Annotated in this window: 14 protein-coding genes; 10 read left to right on the top strand and 4 right to left on the bottom strand. The window is 69.5% G+C overall.

The genetic code is table 11. From position 1 onward, the window contains the following. Positions 1–80 precede the first annotated feature (80 nt). The 8 genes from ACYVG2_RS02605 to aqpZ all read left to right on the top strand — a co-directional run bounded on the left by ACYVG2_RS02605 (position 81) and on the right by aqpZ (position 8,568). On the top strand, positions 81–1,481 hold the full coding sequence (locus tag ACYVG2_RS02605) for a glycerophosphoryl diester phosphodiesterase membrane domain-containing protein (protein WP_460779552.1): 1,401 nt from the start codon (positions 81–83) through the stop codon (positions 1,479–1,481). Continuing rightward, positions 1,478–2,128 carry a DUF4129 domain-containing protein gene (locus ACYVG2_RS02600; protein ID WP_460779551.1) on the top strand — a complete coding sequence of 217 codons (651 nt, stop codon included), beginning with the start codon at positions 1,478–1,480 and terminating at the stop codon, positions 2,126–2,128. The genes ACYVG2_RS02605 and ACYVG2_RS02600 overlap by 4 nt, the downstream gene beginning before the upstream one ends. Next, positions 2,125–3,330, top strand: a complete 1,206-nt coding sequence (locus ACYVG2_RS02595; RefSeq protein ID WP_460779550.1) for a DUF4350 domain-containing protein — start codon at positions 2,125–2,127, stop codon at positions 3,328–3,330. The genes ACYVG2_RS02600 and ACYVG2_RS02595 overlap by 4 nt, the downstream gene beginning before the upstream one ends. A 59-nt stretch (positions 3,331–3,389) precedes the next feature. Then, positions 3,390–4,313 carry an AAA family ATPase gene (locus ACYVG2_RS02590; RefSeq protein WP_259062196.1) on the top strand — a complete coding sequence of 308 codons (924 nt, stop codon included), beginning with the start codon at positions 3,390–3,392 and terminating at the stop codon, positions 4,311–4,313. 1 nt (position 4,314) lies between these two features. Further along, complete coding sequence (locus tag ACYVG2_RS02585; protein WP_460779549.1) at positions 4,315–5,622, top strand: DUF58 domain-containing protein; 1,308 nt, start codon at positions 4,315–4,317, stop codon at positions 5,620–5,622. Between the two features lie 57 nt (positions 5,623–5,679). Continuing rightward, a complete protein-coding gene (locus ACYVG2_RS02580; protein ID WP_460779547.1) occupies positions 5,680–6,120 on the top strand; it encodes a Fur family transcriptional regulator in 441 nt (146 codons plus the stop codon). Continuing rightward, on the top strand, positions 6,121–7,620 hold the full coding sequence (locus tag ACYVG2_RS02575) for a catalase (protein ID WP_460779546.1): 1,500 nt from the start codon (positions 6,121–6,123) through the stop codon (positions 7,618–7,620). Between the two features lie 183 nt (positions 7,621–7,803). Next, positions 7,804–8,568: an aquaporin Z gene (gene aqpZ / locus ACYVG2_RS02570; protein WP_448964933.1), complete on the top strand. Its 765-nt coding sequence runs from the start codon at positions 7,804–7,806 to the stop codon at positions 8,566–8,568. A 66-nt stretch (positions 8,569–8,634) separates the two neighbouring features. Here the strand turns inward: aqpZ and ACYVG2_RS02565 are convergent, their stop codons facing one another. Beyond that, positions 8,635–9,627 (bottom strand): stage II sporulation protein M, encoded by a 993-nt coding sequence (locus ACYVG2_RS02565; protein ID WP_460779927.1) that lies wholly within the window; start codon positions 9,625–9,627, stop codon positions 8,635–8,637. A gap of 16 nt (positions 9,628–9,643) precedes the next feature. Between ACYVG2_RS02565 and ACYVG2_RS02560 the strand changes: the two genes are divergently transcribed. Then, positions 9,644–10,456: an RDD family protein gene (locus ACYVG2_RS02560; protein WP_460779545.1), complete on the top strand. Its 813-nt coding sequence runs from the start codon at positions 9,644–9,646 to the stop codon at positions 10,454–10,456. Between the two features lie 40 nt (positions 10,457–10,496). Here the strand turns inward: ACYVG2_RS02560 and ACYVG2_RS02555 are convergent, their stop codons facing one another. Then, positions 10,497–10,703 (bottom strand): DUF3499 family protein, encoded by a 207-nt coding sequence (locus tag ACYVG2_RS02555; RefSeq protein WP_448964935.1) that lies wholly within the window; start codon positions 10,701–10,703, stop codon positions 10,497–10,499. Positions 10,704–10,770: 67 nt separating this feature from the next. Here ACYVG2_RS02555 and ACYVG2_RS02550 point away from each other — a divergent pair, with 67 nt between their 5' ends. Continuing rightward, the gene (locus tag ACYVG2_RS02550) at positions 10,771–11,202 is read left to right on the top strand and encodes a hypothetical protein (RefSeq protein WP_460779544.1); all 432 of its coding nucleotides are present in this window, start codon (positions 10,771–10,773) and stop codon (positions 11,200–11,202) included. On the opposite strand, the gene ACYVG2_RS02545 is transcribed toward ACYVG2_RS02550, so the two are convergent. Further along, positions 11,193–12,590 (bottom strand): DUF5719 family protein, encoded by a 1,398-nt coding sequence (locus tag ACYVG2_RS02545; RefSeq protein ID WP_460779543.1) that lies wholly within the window; start codon positions 12,588–12,590, stop codon positions 11,193–11,195. The two genes, ACYVG2_RS02550 and ACYVG2_RS02545, sit on opposite strands and share 10 nt — an antisense overlap. Further along, entirely contained in the window at positions 12,587–15,730 is a 3,144-nt protein-coding gene (locus ACYVG2_RS02540) for a glycosyltransferase (protein ID WP_460779542.1), read from the bottom strand. Before ACYVG2_RS02540 ends, ACYVG2_RS02545 begins: the two co-directional genes overlap by 4 nt. Between the last annotated feature and the right edge of the window lie 13 nt (positions 15,731–15,743).

Genomic DNA, 15,743 nt, shown 5'->3' with positions numbered 1-15,743 from the left:
ATCACGGTAGCGCCCCCGTGGCCACTTCGACAGGAGCCTGGGGTGTGACACGATGGTTTCGCACCGTAGGAGGGAGCGCTGTGAGCGCACAGGGTCAGACGTACGCGCAGAATTGGACGCCCGCCCTCAAGCGCGGGCTCATCCCCCTGCATCCGCTCACCTTCGGCGTGCTGCTCGGCAAGCCCTTCGCCACGCTCCGGCACAACCCGAAGGTGCTGTTCGGGTTCGCGATCGTGATCCAGCTCGTCGTGGCGGTCATCACGGCGCTGGTCGTCGGCGCCGTCCTGGTCGCCACGTTCCTGCGGCTGGAGTCCCTCTCCCCCAGTTCGCCCGATTTCCTGCCTGTGATGTGGGGCGCTGTCGCGATCAATGCGCTGGTCGTGCTCGCGATGGGCTTCGTGAGTCTCGCGTTCACCGCCATCATGCAGGGCGTCGTCGCCGCAGACGTCGGCCACGCCGCACTGGGCGAGAAGCCGGCGCTGGGCAGACTCTGGCGATTGATGCGCCCGGCGTTCTGGCCCCTCGTCGGCTGGAGCGTGATGCAGGCGCTGGCCGCGCTCGTACTGCTCGCCGTGATCGGCGGCATCATCGCCCTCGGCGTCATGGCGGGGGTCGGCGGATCCGCAGAGGGTGTCGGCCTCACCGTGGTGATCGGCATCCTGCTTGTGCTCGGCATGATCCCGCTGTGGGTGTGGCTGAGCACGAAGCTGCTGCTCGTACCGTCGATCCTCGTGCTCGAACGCGCCGGCATCCGCGCGGCGATCGTGCGCTCCTGGCGTCTGACGCGCGGCCGGTTCTGGACGGCGTTCGGGGTCATATTCCTCGTGAACCTGATCATGGGCACCGCGGTGAGCGTGGTGAGCATGCCGCTGTCGCTGCTGGGGTCGCTGTTCGGCACCGTGATCGCGCCGACCGGCCCCAACGACACATCAGGGATCGCCCTCTACCTGATCACCGCGCTCGCTCCTCAACTGCTGATCTACGTCCTGCAGGCCGTCACCGTGGTCGTGCAGTGCGCCGCCGGCGTCTTCATCTATCTCGACTGCCGGATGCGCTACGAAGGGCTCGATCACAGTCTCATCAACTATCTGGAGCGCCGAGACCTCGGAGCGGGCGAGGACGAGCTCGGAGACCCGTTCGCCGTCGACCCGGCGCGTGCCGTGTCGAGCGCACCGCCTCCCAAGCCCGTCCCGTCGTACCAGTCGGCGCCGGTCGGGTGGGGTCAGTACCCGCCGCAGCAGTACCCAGCGCAGCCGCAACCGCCGTACCCCGTGCAGCAGCCGTACCCGACGCAGGCGTATCCGCAGCAGCCGTATCCGCAGCAGCCGGCGTCGCAGCCCTACCCTCCGCAGCAACCGCCGTACGGCACGCAACCGCCGCCTCCTGCACCCCGGTCTCCGCAGAATCCCCCGGCGGCCGCTCAGCCGATCCCTCCGGAGAGCGAGAGCCCCTGGGCTCCTCCCGGATCTGGAAGTGCATGATCCGGCTGGACATCGATCCTTACGCGCCCGACGGCGACGAGGCGCAGCGGTGGGCGGAGCAGGAGCTCCAGGATCCGCGTTACGCCGACGCCAAGCCGACGTGGTTCGACTACCTCGCCGAGGACGTCGCCGAGTTCATCGGCAGCCTGTTCTCTCAGGACACCGGCGAGCAGGCGGGCAACGTGGCACTGATCATCGTGACCGTGGTCATCGTGGCGGCCCTCATCACCGTGCTGATCCTCTGGGGGCGACCACGCGTGTCGCGACGGGTCAGGCAGCGCGAGAGCGACCTGCTCGGCGCGCGCGATCGACGCACCGCTGCACAGCTCAGGGCGGATGCCGCACGAAGCGCACGCGACGGCGACTGGGACACCGCCACCGTGCTGCGCTTCCGCGCGCTGGCGCGGTCGCTGCTCGAACGCGACATCATCGACCCGGCTCCCGGTGCGACCGCGCAGGCGATCGCGCGTGAAGCGGCTGCGGCCTTCAGCGCGCAGCGCGAGGCGCTGACCGCGGCCGCCGGTGCTTTCGACGACGTGCGCTATCTGCGCCGCCCGGCGACCGAACGGAGCTACCGCGCGCTGGCCGAGATCGACGACCGCCTGGCATCGCTTCACCCGGCCGTTCTCGAGGCGGCATCCGTATGACGACGACACTCGAGCCGGAAGCCGCAGTCGGCGTCGCCCCGAGCACGGCCGTGCGCGAGAAGGGGCGCCTGCGCTCCGCGCTGGGATGGGTGCTCATCGCCGTGCTCGTGATCGTTTTCGCCCTCTTCGTCGGCAGCATCACCACCCGTACCCCCGATTCGCGCGGTGCGCTCGACCCCGAGAGCGCTGATGAATCGGGCGCTCTGGCCCTCGCCGAGCTGCTCCGCGATCAAGGCGTCGACATCACGGTCGCACGTACGCGGGCCGAAGCCGCGTCCGCGCTCGGCGACGAGAGCACGCTCGTGATGGCCGATCCTTTCGCGTTGTCCGATCAGGCCGTCGAAGATCTCGTCGGCCCGGCCGAGCGCACGGTCATCCTGTCCAGTGCGAGCAGGCTCCTGCGCATCCTCGATCTGGGTGACAACGCCCCGCCCGCGTCCGATGCCGCGCTGACCGCGGAGTGCGGGCTGCCGGAGCTCGCGAACGTCGGAGCAGTGCATCCCGACCGGTTCTTCATCCCCGCCGCCGGCGTCACCGGATGCTACATCGATGACGACGGCGCTGCGGCTCTGCTCGTGGACGACAGCGGAGACGGCCGCGTCTCGCTCATCGAAGGCAGCACGTTGTTCAGCAACGAGCACCTCACCGAGGACGGGAACGCCGCACTCGGACTCGCCCTGCTCGGTCAGAGCGACCACGTCGTCTGGTACGTCCCCTCGTTCGGCGACAGCGACATCGAGGCGCAGAGTCCCGAGACCCTCGCGACGCTGACCCCTCAGTGGGTGACTCCGGCCATCCTTCTTCTGCTGCTCGCCGGAATCGTCGCCGGCATCTCCCGCGGGCAGCGTTTCGGCCCTCTTGTCGCGGAGACGCTGCCCGTGACGGTGAGAGCGTCCGAGACCATGCACGGGCGCGCGCGACTCACCGCGAAGGCCGCCGACGCCGCTCACGCCGCGCAGGCGCTGCGCGACGGATCGCTGCGCCGCCTCGCGTCGCGTCTGGGCCTGACGGCGCGTTCGACGCCGAACGAGATCGCCGACGCCGCCAGCGACCGGCTCCGCGTTCCGCGCGGCTCCCTGCATCATCTGCTCGCGGGTGCACTGCCTGCGAACGACGCCGAACTGATCGACACCGCACGGCGGCTCGCCGAGCTCGAAGCAGCGGTCGATGCCGCTGTGCACGTGGAAAGGAACACACCGTGACCGACACCTCCCCCGCTTCTTCCGCGGCCACGCCAGATGAGGCGCAGCTGCGTGCGGCGATGCATCGTGTGCGCGCCGAGGTCGACAAGGCCGTCATCGGGCAGGCCGGCACCGTGACGGGACTGCTGGTCTGTCTGCTCTCCCGCGGGCATGTGCTGCTGGAAGGTGTGCCTGGCGTCGCGAAGACGCTCGTGGTGCGCTCGTTCGCACGCGCGCTCGGTCTCGACACGAAGCGCGTGCAGTTCACGCCCGACCTGATGCCGGGAGATGTGACCGGCTCCCTCGTGTACGACGCGCGCACCGGCGAGTTCGAGTTCCGACAGGGCCCCGTCTTCACCAACGTCCTGCTGGCCGATGAGATCAACCGCACTCCGCCCAAGACGCAGGCAGCGCTGCTGGAGGCGATGGAGGAGCGTCAGATCTCCGCGGACGGAACCAGTCGAGATCTGCCGGATCCGTTCCTCGTCGCGGCGACGCAGAATCCCATCGAGCACGAGGGCACCTACTCCCTGCCGGAGGCTCAGCTCGACCGCTTCCTCATGAAGCTCGTGGTGGGCATGCCGGAGCGCGACGCCGAGGTCACCGTGCTGCGGCTGCACGCCGGTGGTTTCTCACCTCGCGAGCTCACCGGCGTCGAGGCTGCCGTGACGGCGGACGAGATCCGCGCGGCGCAGGATGCGGCATCCAGAGTCGAGGTCACCGACGAGGTGCTCGGATACGTCGTGGATCTCGCCAGAGCCACCCGCCAGTCGCCCTCGGTGCAGCTCGGCGCCAGCCCTCGCGCCTCGACCGGCCTGCTGGCCGCGGCGAAGGCATGGGCGTGGCTGAACGGATCGACCGCCGTCACGCCGGATCACGTGCAGACGATGCTCGTTCCCGTGTGGCGCCACCGCCTGCAGCTGCGACCGGACGCCGAGATGGAGGGCGTATCGGCAGATGCCGTGCTCGCCAGCGTGATCCAGCAGACCAGGGTGCCGATCTAAGGTGTTCGTCTCCGGCCGTCTCGCCGTCGCCATCGGGCTCGGCGTCATCCCCCTCGTCGCGTTCACCGCGGCGGGGGCGCCGGTGTGGGTCGTGCTGTCCGGCTGGTTGCTGCTGTGCGCCGTCCTGCTCGCCGTCGACATCGTCTCTGCGGCCGGCGCGCGCTCCGTGACCGTGACCAGGCGCGTGCCATCGCGCGCCAGGATGGGCGAGCCCCTGGAGACCAGCATCTCCGTGCACAATCACGGATCGCGGACTCTGCACGCGCTGCTGCGCGACGCGTGGCAGCCGACGGCAGGAGCCGATCCTGCCCGATTACGTGCGAAGATCCCCGCAGGTGAACGACGTCGGATCGAGGTTCCGCTGCTCCCCCGTCGCCGCGGCGAGCTGGTCAGCGACTTCGTGTTCATCCGCTCTCGCGGGCCGCTGGGCCTCGGCGGTCGTCAAGCACGGCATGAAGTGCGCGGAGCGATCCGCGTGCTCCCTGCCTTCGCGTCGCGCAAACACCTGCCGTCACGGCTCGCCCGCCTGCGGGAGCTCGACGGGAACACGAGCATCCAGGTGCGAGGACAGGGCACCGAGTTCGACTCGTTGCGCGAGTACGTGCGCGGCGACGATGTGCGCTCGATCGACTGGCGGGCGACGGCCAGGGCCGGCACGACCATGCTGCGCACGTGGCGTCCTGAGCGCGACCGTCACGTGGTGATCCTGATCGACACCGGACGCACGGCCGCCGCGCGCGTGGGCGACGGCACGAGACTGGATGCCTCGCTCGAAGCCGCTCTGCTGCTCGCGGCCCTCGCGACGCGGGCAGGCGATCATGTGCATCTGCTGCTCTACGACCGTGTCGTGCGCGCACGCGTGACCGGCATCGACGGCGCAGGACTCCTGCCCGCCATGACGGATGCCATGGCGCCAGTGCACGCGCGGCTCGTCGACACGGACTGGTCCGGTGCGTTCGCGGCGATCCGCACGCTCACGACCCGCCCATCGCTCGTGGTCGTGCTCACCGCGCAGGATGCCGCGGAATCCGCCCGGGGTTTCCTCGGCGCCTTCCCCGATCCCTCGAGGGCGACGACCGTGCTGGTCGGCTCCGTGACCGATGACGCGGTCGGCGAATTGGCGAAGAAGCGGGGTTCCCGCGAGGAGATCTACCTCGCGGCGGCCGCGGAGCGCACCCTGCGCGACGCAGAGAACGTGGCTGACGCCGTAAGGCGCGCAGGCGGAGAGGCGATCACGGCAGATCCTGAGGCGCTGCCGCCGAAGATCGCCGACCGCTATCTCGAGTTGAAGGCCGCCGGCCGGCTCTAGCTCGATTCTGAATGATTTCTTTTTGCGAATGATTCAGGAAACTGCGAGAATAGGGGCATGGACACGACGACGGCGGCACTCGCCGCCCCCGAGCGCCTGAGGGCCGCCGGGTTGCGCGTCACCGTGCAGCGCGTCGCGGTCATCGAGGCGCTCGCCTCCCACCCGCATGCATCGGCAGAAGCGGTGTACTCCCGCCTGCGTGAAGACCTCAGCGGTGTCGCACTGCCCACCGTGCACGGCATCCTGAACGACCTCACCGACGCCGGCATCGTCCGCCGGGTGAGCCTCCCCGATGCGGCGAGCGCCCTGTACGAGGTGCAGCACACGTTCGACAACCACCACCATCTGCAGTGCGTGGAGTGCGGCCGTGTCGAAGACGTCGCCTGCGCCGTCGGCGACGCACCGTGCCTGCATCCGTCCCACGACCACGGGATGCGAATCCTCGAAGCCTCTGTGACCTACCGAGCCATCTGCTCCGATTGCGAAAGGAAGAAGTGAATGACTGACAAGACTTTCACCACCACCCAGACCGGCACGCCGGTCGCCAGCGACGCCCACTCGCTGACCACCGGCACCGACGGCACCACCGCGCTGCACGACCGCTACCTGGTCGAGAAGCTCGCGTCGTTCAACCGCGAGCGCGTGCCGGAGCGCAACCCGCACGCCAAGGGCGGCGGCGCATTCGGAGAGTTCGTCGTCACCGAGGACGTCTCGCAGTACACCCGCGCCGCGGTCTTCCAGCCTGGAGCGACGAGCGAGACGCTCATCCGGTTCTCCTCCGTCGCCGGCGAGCAGGGCTCGCCCGACACCTGGCGGGACGTCCGCGGCTTCTCGCTGCGCTTCTACACGACCGAGGGGAACCTCGACATCGTCGGCAACAACACACCGACCTTCTTCCTGCGCGACGGCATGAAGTTCCCCGACTTCATCCACTCGCAGAAGCGCCTCACCGGCTCCGCCCTGCGCGACGCCGACATGCAGTGGGACTTCTGGACCCTCTCCCCCGAATCCGCTCACCAGGTGACCTACGTCATGGGCGACCGCGGGCTCCCCCGCTCGTGGCGCCACATGAACGGCTACGGCTCGCACACCTACCAGTGGGTCAACGCCGCGGGCGAGCGCTTCTGGGTGCAGTACCACTTCCTCAGCACGCAGGGCGTCGAGCCGATGTTCGCCGACGAGGCCGAGCGCATCGCCGGTCAGGACGCCGACTACTACCGTCGCGACCTGTACGAGGCCATCGAGCGCGGCGAGAACCCGTCGTGGGACGTGTACGTGCAGGTCATGCCGTACGAAGAGGCCAAGACCTACCGCTTCAACCCGTTCGACCTGACCAAGACCTGGTCGAAGAAGGACTACCCGCGCATCAAGGTCGGCACGTTCACGCTGAACCGCAACCCGCAGAACTTCTTCGCCGAGATCGAGCAGGCTGCGTTCTCGCCCGGCAACCAGGTTCCCGGCACCGGCATCTCGCCCGACAAGATGCTCATGGCCCGCGTGTTCTCGTACCCCGACGCGCAGCGCTACCGCATCGGCACGAACTACAATCAGCTGCCGGTGAACCAGCCGCACGCCGCCCAGGTGAGCAATTACATGCACGAGGGCAACATGCAGTACCACTTCAACACTGCAGAGCACCGCGTGTACACGCCGAACTCCTACGGCGCAGCCGGTGGTCCAGAGGCCGACCCGCAGCGCGGTGTCGAGGCGAGCTGGGAGAACGACGGCGCACTGGTGCGCAGCGCGGCGACGCTGCACTCGGAGGACGACGACTTCGGCCAGGCCCGCACCCTGATCACGGAGGTCTTCACCGATGAGGAGCGTCAGCGCTTCATCGAGACCCTCGCAGGTCAGTACCAGGCCCTCACGGTCCCCGCCATCCAGGAGCGCTTCTTCTGGTACTGGGGTCAGGTCGACCAGGCGACGGCCGACAAGGTGCGCGCGCTCGCTCTGAGCACCGCAGACGCGTCGGCAGACCCGGTCGGCGTCGGCGAGTAATCACTCTGTGCGGATGGGGTCGGATGCTTCGGCATCCGGCCCCATCCGTCGTCTCGGCGACGCGATGTCCGCTGGGAGAACGCTGAGTGCACGTCGGCGCGCCTCCCGCACCTGATCCCCTCGAGCGTGGAAGATGTGCCGTGAATTCGGTCGCTCTGACTCGAACTGATGAGAGGGAATCCCATGAGTGAATCACTCGCCGAAGCTGCGCCTCCGATCCCATCGGTCGGCTCCAAACTCACTGCCGAGGCACTCGGCACCTTCCTCCTGGTGTTCGGCGGCGTCGGCACCGCGCTGTTCGCCTCGAACCACTTCACCGATCCCGGTTCCGGCTCCGCCGTGTACGTGGCGGTCTCCCTGGCGTTCGGACTCACCGTGGTCGTGGGCGTCTACGCGTTCGGGCCGATCTCCGGCGGGCACTTCAACCCGGCTGTCAGCCTCGGCCTCGCGGCGGCCGGCCGCCTGCCGTGGCGGGACGTGCCCGGCTACATCATCGCCCAGATCGTCGGCGGGCTCATCGCCAGCACGCTGCTCGTGCTGATCGGACTGTTCGGTCCCGACGGCTGGCTCACGGGTGCGCAGGATGCCGGCTTCGCCAGCAACGGCTGGGACGAGTTCTCCCCCGGCGGATTCGGGATGTGGGCGGCGATCATCATCGAGGTGATCCTCACCGCGATCTTCCTGTTCGTGATCCTGGGCACGACGCACAAGCTGCGCCCGACCCCGTTCGCGGGACTCGCGATCGGTCTGACGCTGGCACTGATCCACCTCATCAGCATCCCCGTGGACAACACCTCGGTGAACCCGGCCCGTTCGATCGCCGCGGCCGTCTACGGCGGCGTCGGCCCGCTCTCCCAGCTGTGGGTGTTCCTGGTGTTCCCGATCGTGGGCGCACTGATCGCCGGGTTCGCGTACAAGACGCTGCTCGACGGCACGAAGAAGGTCTGACCACCGCCTCGACGACGACGCACGAAGAAGATCCCGCCTCCGGTCATCCGGGGGCGGGATCTTCTGTCATCCCGAGACGAGCTGCGGCGTGCCCGCCTCGTACTCGAGCAGGTCCCCGCGTTCACCGCGCCGGTAGGCCCGGCCGCCGACGAGCAGCATGTAGACCAGGAACACGGCGAGGGCCGCGGCGCCGATGCCGATCTTGATGGGCCACGGCAGTGACCATCCCGTCACGAAGCCCTCGACGAGCCCCGACAGCAGTAGGGCGAACACCAGACCGATCGCGACGGTGGCGAGCGAGCGGCCTTCCTGCGCGAGCGCCGTCGCACGGGTGCGGCGCCCCGGCGCCACCCAGGCCCAGAACAGGTGCAGTCCGCCCGCTGCCGCGACGAAGATGCTCGTCATCTCCAGCATCCCGTGCGGGAGGATGTAGAGGACCATGACGTCGAGGCGGTCGTGTGCGGCCATCACGGCCGCCGAGACGCCGAGACCGAATGCGTTCTGCGCGATCACGTACACCGGCCAGATACCGGTGACGCCGAAGAGCACGCACTGCGCTGCGATCCAGGCATTGTTCGTCCACACCATCCCCGCGAACACCGCGGCGGGGTTCTCGGTGTAGTACTCGGTGAAGCTCTCCTCGGCGTACTGCTCGAGGAAGTCGGCGGGCCCCAGCGCGGCGACCAGTGCGGGATCGCTGGAGATCCACGCGGAGACGCCCGCCATGATCGCGATGAAGACCAGCGCGATCACCAGCGTCGTCCAGCGCAGGCGGTACAGCGCGGCCGGCAGCTGATCGGTGAAGAACCGAGCGGTCTGGGTGAGGATGCTGTCAGAGGTGCCGGTCAGGCGCAGCCGCGCCTTTGCGACGATGGACGACACGTACGCGCCCTGGGGCGACTCGCCGACCGATGTCTTCAGCTCCGCGAGATCGGCGGATGCGGCGCGGTAGCGCACGATGAGCTCGTCGACGCCTTCGCCGTCGAGCCGTTGGCGGCTGAGTTCGTCCAGCCGTTCCCATTCGGCGCGGCGGGCATCGCTGAGAGCATCGGCATCCACCTGATTTACTGTACTCATGTCCACGCCGATCGACACCGCAGACGAAGTCCTCTCCGGCGAGGCCGTCGCGATCGACGTGCAGCCGCTCAGCTTCTTCATGCGTGCGCTCGGCGCCCTGATCGACATGCTGGTCAGCTGGGCGCTCTTCCTGCTGTTCCTGTGGTTGCGCATGTGGCTGCTCGGCACCGGGATCATCGACGGCTCGATCGACGGCATCATGAACGTGACGGCCATCGTCGTCTGCTTCGTCGTGGTGCCGATCGTGATCGAACTGGCGCTGCGCGGGCGAAGCCTCGGCCGCCTCGCCGTCGGCGGACGGATAGTGCGGCTCGACGGCGGAGCCGCAGGTTTCCGGCACGCATTCATCCGCGCGCTCATCGGCGTGCTGGAGATCTACATGACCTTCGGCGCCGTCGCGATCCTCGCCGGTGCGTTCACCGCCCGTTCCCAGCGTCTGGGAGACATGGTCGCCGGCACCTACAGCCAGCGGGTGCGCACGCCCCGACTCGTGCCGCTCGCCCCCGTGATGCCTCAGTCATTGACCGGCTGGGGGCAGGTCGCCGATGTGGCACGGATGCCCGATCGCCTGGCCAGACGCGTCTCGCAGTTCCTGCAGCATGCGGAGCGGATGTCGCCGCCCGCACGCGCACGCATCGCCCAGGAGCTCGTCGTCGAGACCAGCCGCTACATCTCGCCGCAGCCGGTCGCCGCGCACCCGGAGCAGCTGCTGATCGCGATCACCGTGCTGCGCAGGGAGCGCGAGCGCCGCGCGCTCGCGATCGCCGACGCACGGGCGGAGAAGCTCACCGGGCGCCACGTCGGCGTCTGAGACCGAACAACCCGTCCGTGCCCCTGTCCGGCGCGGCCTCTCAGACGCGGAGCGCCTCGTGGCGCACGACCATCCAGCCGGTGGGCACGGAGACGCGTTGCGCGTGCTGAGCGCAGAGGTCGTGCGCACCGGGGTGGCCCGCCCCACCCAACGGCCCGAGCGCCGCCATCTGGTCGCCGTAGTCGTAGGTGAGCGTCGCCACGGCCTCACGGGCGCAGGTGACCTTCGAGCAGAGTCGTCCGTCCATCTGTGCCAGCGTAGGACGCACGGCAGTCCAGGGCCGGATGCCGCGCGGAACACCATAGACTTTCGTCATGCCCCGTCGTCGGACCGCACGAAGCGCCGCAGCGCCCCGCCGCGGCGCGCGTCACGGGCGCCACGGACGCCTCGGTCGCAGCGAGGTCGTGCGGCCACCCCTCCCGCCGCTGGAGGGCAGGGTGGAACGCTTCGACGTCACGATCGGCACGGCTGTGGAGTTCCTGCGCGGCACATGGCCCGAATTGCAGGAGGTCCGGTTCGAGATCGGTGCGCTGCCGCTCAATCCTGAGTCGAACGGCATCCCCCGATGGCAGATCGACCGCGAGGGCGGCCGCATCGTGCTGTTCCGTATCCCGATCGAACGGTTGCTCCCACCAGGGCACGACGACGCGATGCACCGCCGCATCGCGATCGAGAGCGCGGTGTTCCGCGCTGCTGCCGAGTACGTCGGCAAGGATCCGTGGGAATTCGGTCCGGATCAGGGATAGACCGTGACGGCGTCCTCCGCCGCCGCGCCCGGCCAGATGGGCCATCCGGCCATCGCGTCCGTGCCCGCCATGGCGACGGCCGCGTGCACCGGTGCGTCTGTCGCCAGCGAGTACGCCGCATCCTGAGCGACGTCGACGACGAGCGATCCGTGTGCGGGGACGGTGAGTTGCTCGCCTTCGCCGCCCGCGGCGGGTGCGAGCGTCACCGCGGCGTCGACGTCGGCCGAGTTGACGAGGTGAAGACGCGGCCGGGGACCCTCAGGGACGGCGAAGACGATGTCCCCCGAGAGCTCGGGGGCCGGCGTCATCCATGCGAAATCAGCGCCCGGTCCGATGCCGGTGACCTGTCGGACGGCGCCGACGACGGGGGCTTCGGCCTCGACTTCGACGCTGTACACACCCGGTTCCAGTCCTTCGAGGCTCACCTCGGTGGGGATCCCCGCCTCCAACGGCACCGCCAGCGTCTGCGGCTCGGCGTCGTCGTCGTCGTCGGAGCGGATCGTGACGGTGGCCTGCGCCGCCTGGTCGGTGGCGACCATCCGCAGCACTGTGACGGCGGAGTCGGCGCTCTCGGTGAGCACCTGGACTCCGGCGAAGGCGAGATCCGTGCGCGGAGCGCCCGCGGTGTCCTGCACGTCGATGCCCGAAGGGTCGAGGGTGCGGATGAGGGAGGACTGCAGCACCGCACGCAGCGGGGCTCCTGCAGCGGTCACGCGCACGACAGGCTCCTGCAGTCCCGCCGCCACGGACGACAGCGGCACCGCGAGCTGCGTTCCCGCCGGCACGATCGTCTTCGTCGAGGACTGCTCGATGCCGAACACCGTGATCGTGGCCGTCGCCGTGACGTCACCGGGGTTGGACAGGATGATCAGGTCGCTGGTTCCGGTCTCCACCGTTCCGCCGATCAGCCAGGACTCGGTGCTCGGCTCGCGGCATGCACTGGCCGCCAATCCCGAGAGGTCGTCCGCAGCCAGCGTGATCGATTCGGCCGCACCGACGCGTGCAGCGGAGCCCCGCTCGGCGTTCGCCACGATCTTCAGCGGACCTGCCGCCGGACCGCTGAAGTCGGCGGTGAGGAGATCGGATGCTGTGAGCGTCGATTCCTCGCTCGCCGCGCCGGTCTCGGTGGTGAGTGAAACCTGCCCGGTGGACGACATCTGTCCGGCGCTCTGCGAATTGCGACCGATCGCGCGGAAGTCTCCGGTGCACACCAGAGTCGTGTCGCCGGCCGTCGGGGTCACCGAGACCTGGGCCGGCTGGTTCTCGATTCCGGGCCATGGCAGCGCCACGGCCGCGGTCACACCCACGACGCAGCCGATGGCGATGACCGCCCCGACCAGCAGTCGGGCGCCGGTCGCGACGACACGGATCGCACGGTTCTGAGTCATCGCTCCTCCTCGGATTCGGTCGGCTTCACACGCTCTGAACCGTCCGGCGCCTTCTCGGAGGGCTCTTCCGCTCCGGTTCCGGGGTCATCCGCGTCCGGCTCCTGGGCGTCGATGTCGGCTTCGTCAGCATCGCGCTGCGATTCCTGCCCGTCGGCCTCGGACTCGCGCACGTCGACCTCAGGCTCCCGTGCGTCGGTCTCGGGCTCCTGTGCGTCGGTCTCGGGCTCCCGGGGTGAATCGGTCGCGTCGCGGTCCTCTGCGCGGTCGTCGTCCGGTTCATCGTCCGGTTGCTCGTCGTCCGGTTCATCGTCCGCGCGTCGGGGAAGCACCATCGGCTCCTCCGGGGAGCGTCCGACGATCCTCGACTGCGCGCGGGCCGCTCGCCGGGACGCCCTCGTCGGGATGGAGAGCAGAAGAGCGGCGAACAGTACGATCAGCTGCACGGTGATGACCGCTGCGGCCGTCCCCTCCTGCACGTCGGTGAGCGGGGCCCGCTCGGAGGGCGTTGCCTCGAGGCGCCACAGCACTCCCTTGTCGGTCTCGCCGACCTTCACGAATCCGGCGCGCTGGTCGAGTGCGGTGATCGCTGCGACACGGAACGCCCTGGCGGCATCCGATTCATCGGCGCCGACCTGATCCAGCAGAACGAAATGGATGCCGTGGGAGGCGAGTTCGCCCGGTGCGTCGAAGGTGCGGGTGGAGAGCAAGTCGACCGAGAGCCCGCTGATGTCGGTGCCCCGCGGTTCCGTCGCGGTGTTGAGCAGGGTCGTCTGGGCGCCGAGAGTCTCGCTCGCACCCCACACGACCTCGGCGGCCAGACCGCCGTCGTTCTGCGGGGTGAGGACGAGCGTCGCGATCTCTCGATCGCCCTTCGCCTCGGCGGCGACGAAGGCGGGGAGGGTGCTCTCCGGTCCGTCGGTGAGGACCGTGCGGTCGGTGTGCAGTGCGGTGAGTGCAGGTACGGCGCAGATCGCCAGCGCCAGACCGGCCACCGTCACGGCTGCCACGCGGAGCCGAGGAAGGGTCACGGCCGTATCGAGCGTGACGAGCGCCGCGCCGGCGACCCCGGCCCAGGCCAGGCTCAGCCCCGTGCCGGGCCAGATCTCCACCGGCACGCCCTGCGCGAAGCTGACGACCACGCCGACGGCGATGAACGAGGTGACGAGGCCGGTCATCGCGATCACGAGCAGCATGATGCCCGCGCCCCATCGTGGCGCTATCGCCGCGGCCAGTGCGAGCAGAGCGATCGGCGCGATGAGCAGCGGCGCCCATGCGGCGATCGCCGGGTCGATCACCTCGGCCCACCCTGCGAGGTCTGACGTGGGGAACCCTGTGGCCAGCAGCATCCGGCCTGCGCTGTCGGCTGCGACCTGAGGGCCCGCCCATACCAGTCCCGGATCGGCGAAGATCGCCCACACGTTGCCGCTGCGCACCTGCGTAACGACGAGCGGCACGAAGAGCACGGCGGTGGGGGCGAGCATCCAGAGCAGCCGGACCGCACCATGGAACCATCCGCGGGTCAGCACGATCACCAGCGCGGTCGCCCAGAGCAGAGCGAATGCCGGTGCGAGGACCGGTGCGCATGCGAGTGCGGCGGCGAGCACGATGGAGGCCGCGCCGGCAGCACCCCAGGAACGATGAGCGACGACGGCGGTGTGGAACAGCCACGGAAGCAGTAGGTGCAGCAGCACGGCGGCCGGACGGCCCTCCACGAGTGCGGTGAGGAAGGTCGGTGCCAGCGCCCACGCGACGCCGCCGAAGATGCGCAGTCCGCCGCGATCGGTGATCCGCGTCGCCGCGAACCATCCGCCGAGCACGGCGAGGGGCAGAGCCAGCAGCCAGAGCAGGACGACGGCGAACGAGGGAGCGCCCGCCCACAGCGTGCCGAGCACGGCGATCACGCCGGAGAAGGGATCAGCAGGTCCGACGATTCCCACGCCGATCCCGCGCTGCCCCCACGCGGCGTCCTCCCAGAGCGCGGCGACGGTGTTGCGCAACGGCAGAAGCGCGCCTCCGCCGATCGCGGGCCACGCCAGCAGCGTGAAGAACGACGCGACGCCGACGACGAGAGCGCCCAGCACCGCCCACGCGCCGCCACCGGAGAAGAAGTTCAGCTCGCTGAGCGCGCCGCCCTCGCTGCCGTGCCCGTCGTCGAGACGACGATGCAGCTGTGCTCGGGTCATGCGCAGCGGCGCGATGCTCGCCCACCCTGCGGTGCGCGATGCCCTGATGCGCTGCCGCGAGCGCGCGACCGCGCCGAGGCGCACCATCGCCGTGATCGCCGCCCCCCATTCGGGGAACACCGATGCGGGGCGTTTGCCGATCAGATGCACGATGGTGCGCCACAACGCCAACGGCAGCAGAGACAGCCAGTGCAGGGGCACAGCGGCGGCCGGCGCGTAGGTGAGGCGACGGTGCAGCTGAGCCAGCCGAGTCGCGTAGGCGCGCTGCGATGCGTTTCGCGGAAGCGCAGCGGGTCCGTCGGGATGCACTGAGACCCGCGCGTTGGGCGCCAGCACCACCCGCCCACCGGCGAGTCTCGCGCGGACACCGAGATCGAGCCCTTCATCCGCACCGGCGAGAGCCGTGTCCGGCTTCAGCCGCCCACGTGCCTCGCCACGGATCAGGATGCCGCGGATGTCGGCGCCGAGAGCGTCGTCGCCCCTGTCGTGCTGGCCCTGATCGAGTTCGCCGGCGGCGAGTTCGACGGAACGCCCGAGCGAGGTCATGGTGACGCCCAGTGAGACGAGCTCGCGCTCATTGTCGGCGTTCACGAGTTTGGGCGCCGCCACCGCGGCGGACGGCGAACGCTCCAGTGCACCCGCGAGCTGAGCGAGAGCCTGGGGATGCGGTGCGGTGTCCTGTGCGAGCAACCAGATGGCTGCGCCGTCGGCGACCCGCGTCTGGGCGAGTTCCACTGCCTCCGCGTACGAGGTTCCGCCGCGGGCTTCGATGATGCCCTCGACCGACCTGGCGACGACGTCGCTCGCTCGCACGTCCGATCCGTCCCCGCTCACCACCAGGGTGATCGCGTCGGCACGACGGGTCTGCATCGAGAGGGCGTCGAGCGTTCGCAGCAGTTGCGCACGCGCGGACGAACCGGAGCGCGCGACGATGATGGCGTGAACTGGGGTAGGCATGGCCTGGTCAGCC

It is taken from the genome of Microbacterium shaanxiense (assembly GCF_054779995.1).
The sequence above is the reverse complement of the archived record's forward strand: the minus strand, read 5'-3'. Positions and strand labels throughout refer to the sequence as shown.

Coding starts and splice junctions, on each gene's coding strand:
- ACYVG2_RS02560 (WP_460779545.1), top strand. CDS start 9,644: ATGTCCACGCCGATCGACACCGCAGACGAAGTCCTCTCCGGCGAGGCC.
- aqpZ (WP_448964933.1), top strand. CDS start 7,804: ATGAGTGAATCACTCGCCGAAGCTGCGCCTCCGATCCCATCGGTCGGC.
- ACYVG2_RS02600 (WP_460779551.1), top strand. CDS start 1,478: ATGATCCGGCTGGACATCGATCCTTACGCGCCCGACGGCGACGAGGCG.
- ACYVG2_RS02575 (WP_460779546.1), top strand. CDS start 6,121: ATGACTGACAAGACTTTCACCACCACCCAGACCGGCACGCCGGTCGCC.
- ACYVG2_RS02555 (WP_448964935.1), bottom strand. CDS start 10,703: ATGGACGGACGACTCTGCTCGAAGGTCACCTGCGCCCGTGAGGCCGTG.
- ACYVG2_RS02590 (WP_259062196.1), top strand. CDS start 3,390: ATGCATCGTGTGCGCGCCGAGGTCGACAAGGCCGTCATCGGGCAGGCC.
- ACYVG2_RS02580 (WP_460779547.1), top strand. CDS start 5,680: ATGGACACGACGACGGCGGCACTCGCCGCCCCCGAGCGCCTGAGGGCC.
- ACYVG2_RS02595 (WP_460779550.1), top strand. CDS start 2,125: ATGACGACGACACTCGAGCCGGAAGCCGCAGTCGGCGTCGCCCCGAGC.
- ACYVG2_RS02540 (WP_460779542.1), bottom strand. CDS start 15,730: ATGCCTACCCCAGTTCACGCCATCATCGTCGCGCGCTCCGGTTCGTCC.
- ACYVG2_RS02550 (WP_460779544.1), top strand. CDS start 10,771: ATGCCCCGTCGTCGGACCGCACGAAGCGCCGCAGCGCCCCGCCGCGGC.
- ACYVG2_RS02545 (WP_460779543.1), bottom strand. CDS start 12,590: ATGACTCAGAACCGTGCGATCCGTGTCGTCGCGACCGGCGCCCGACTG.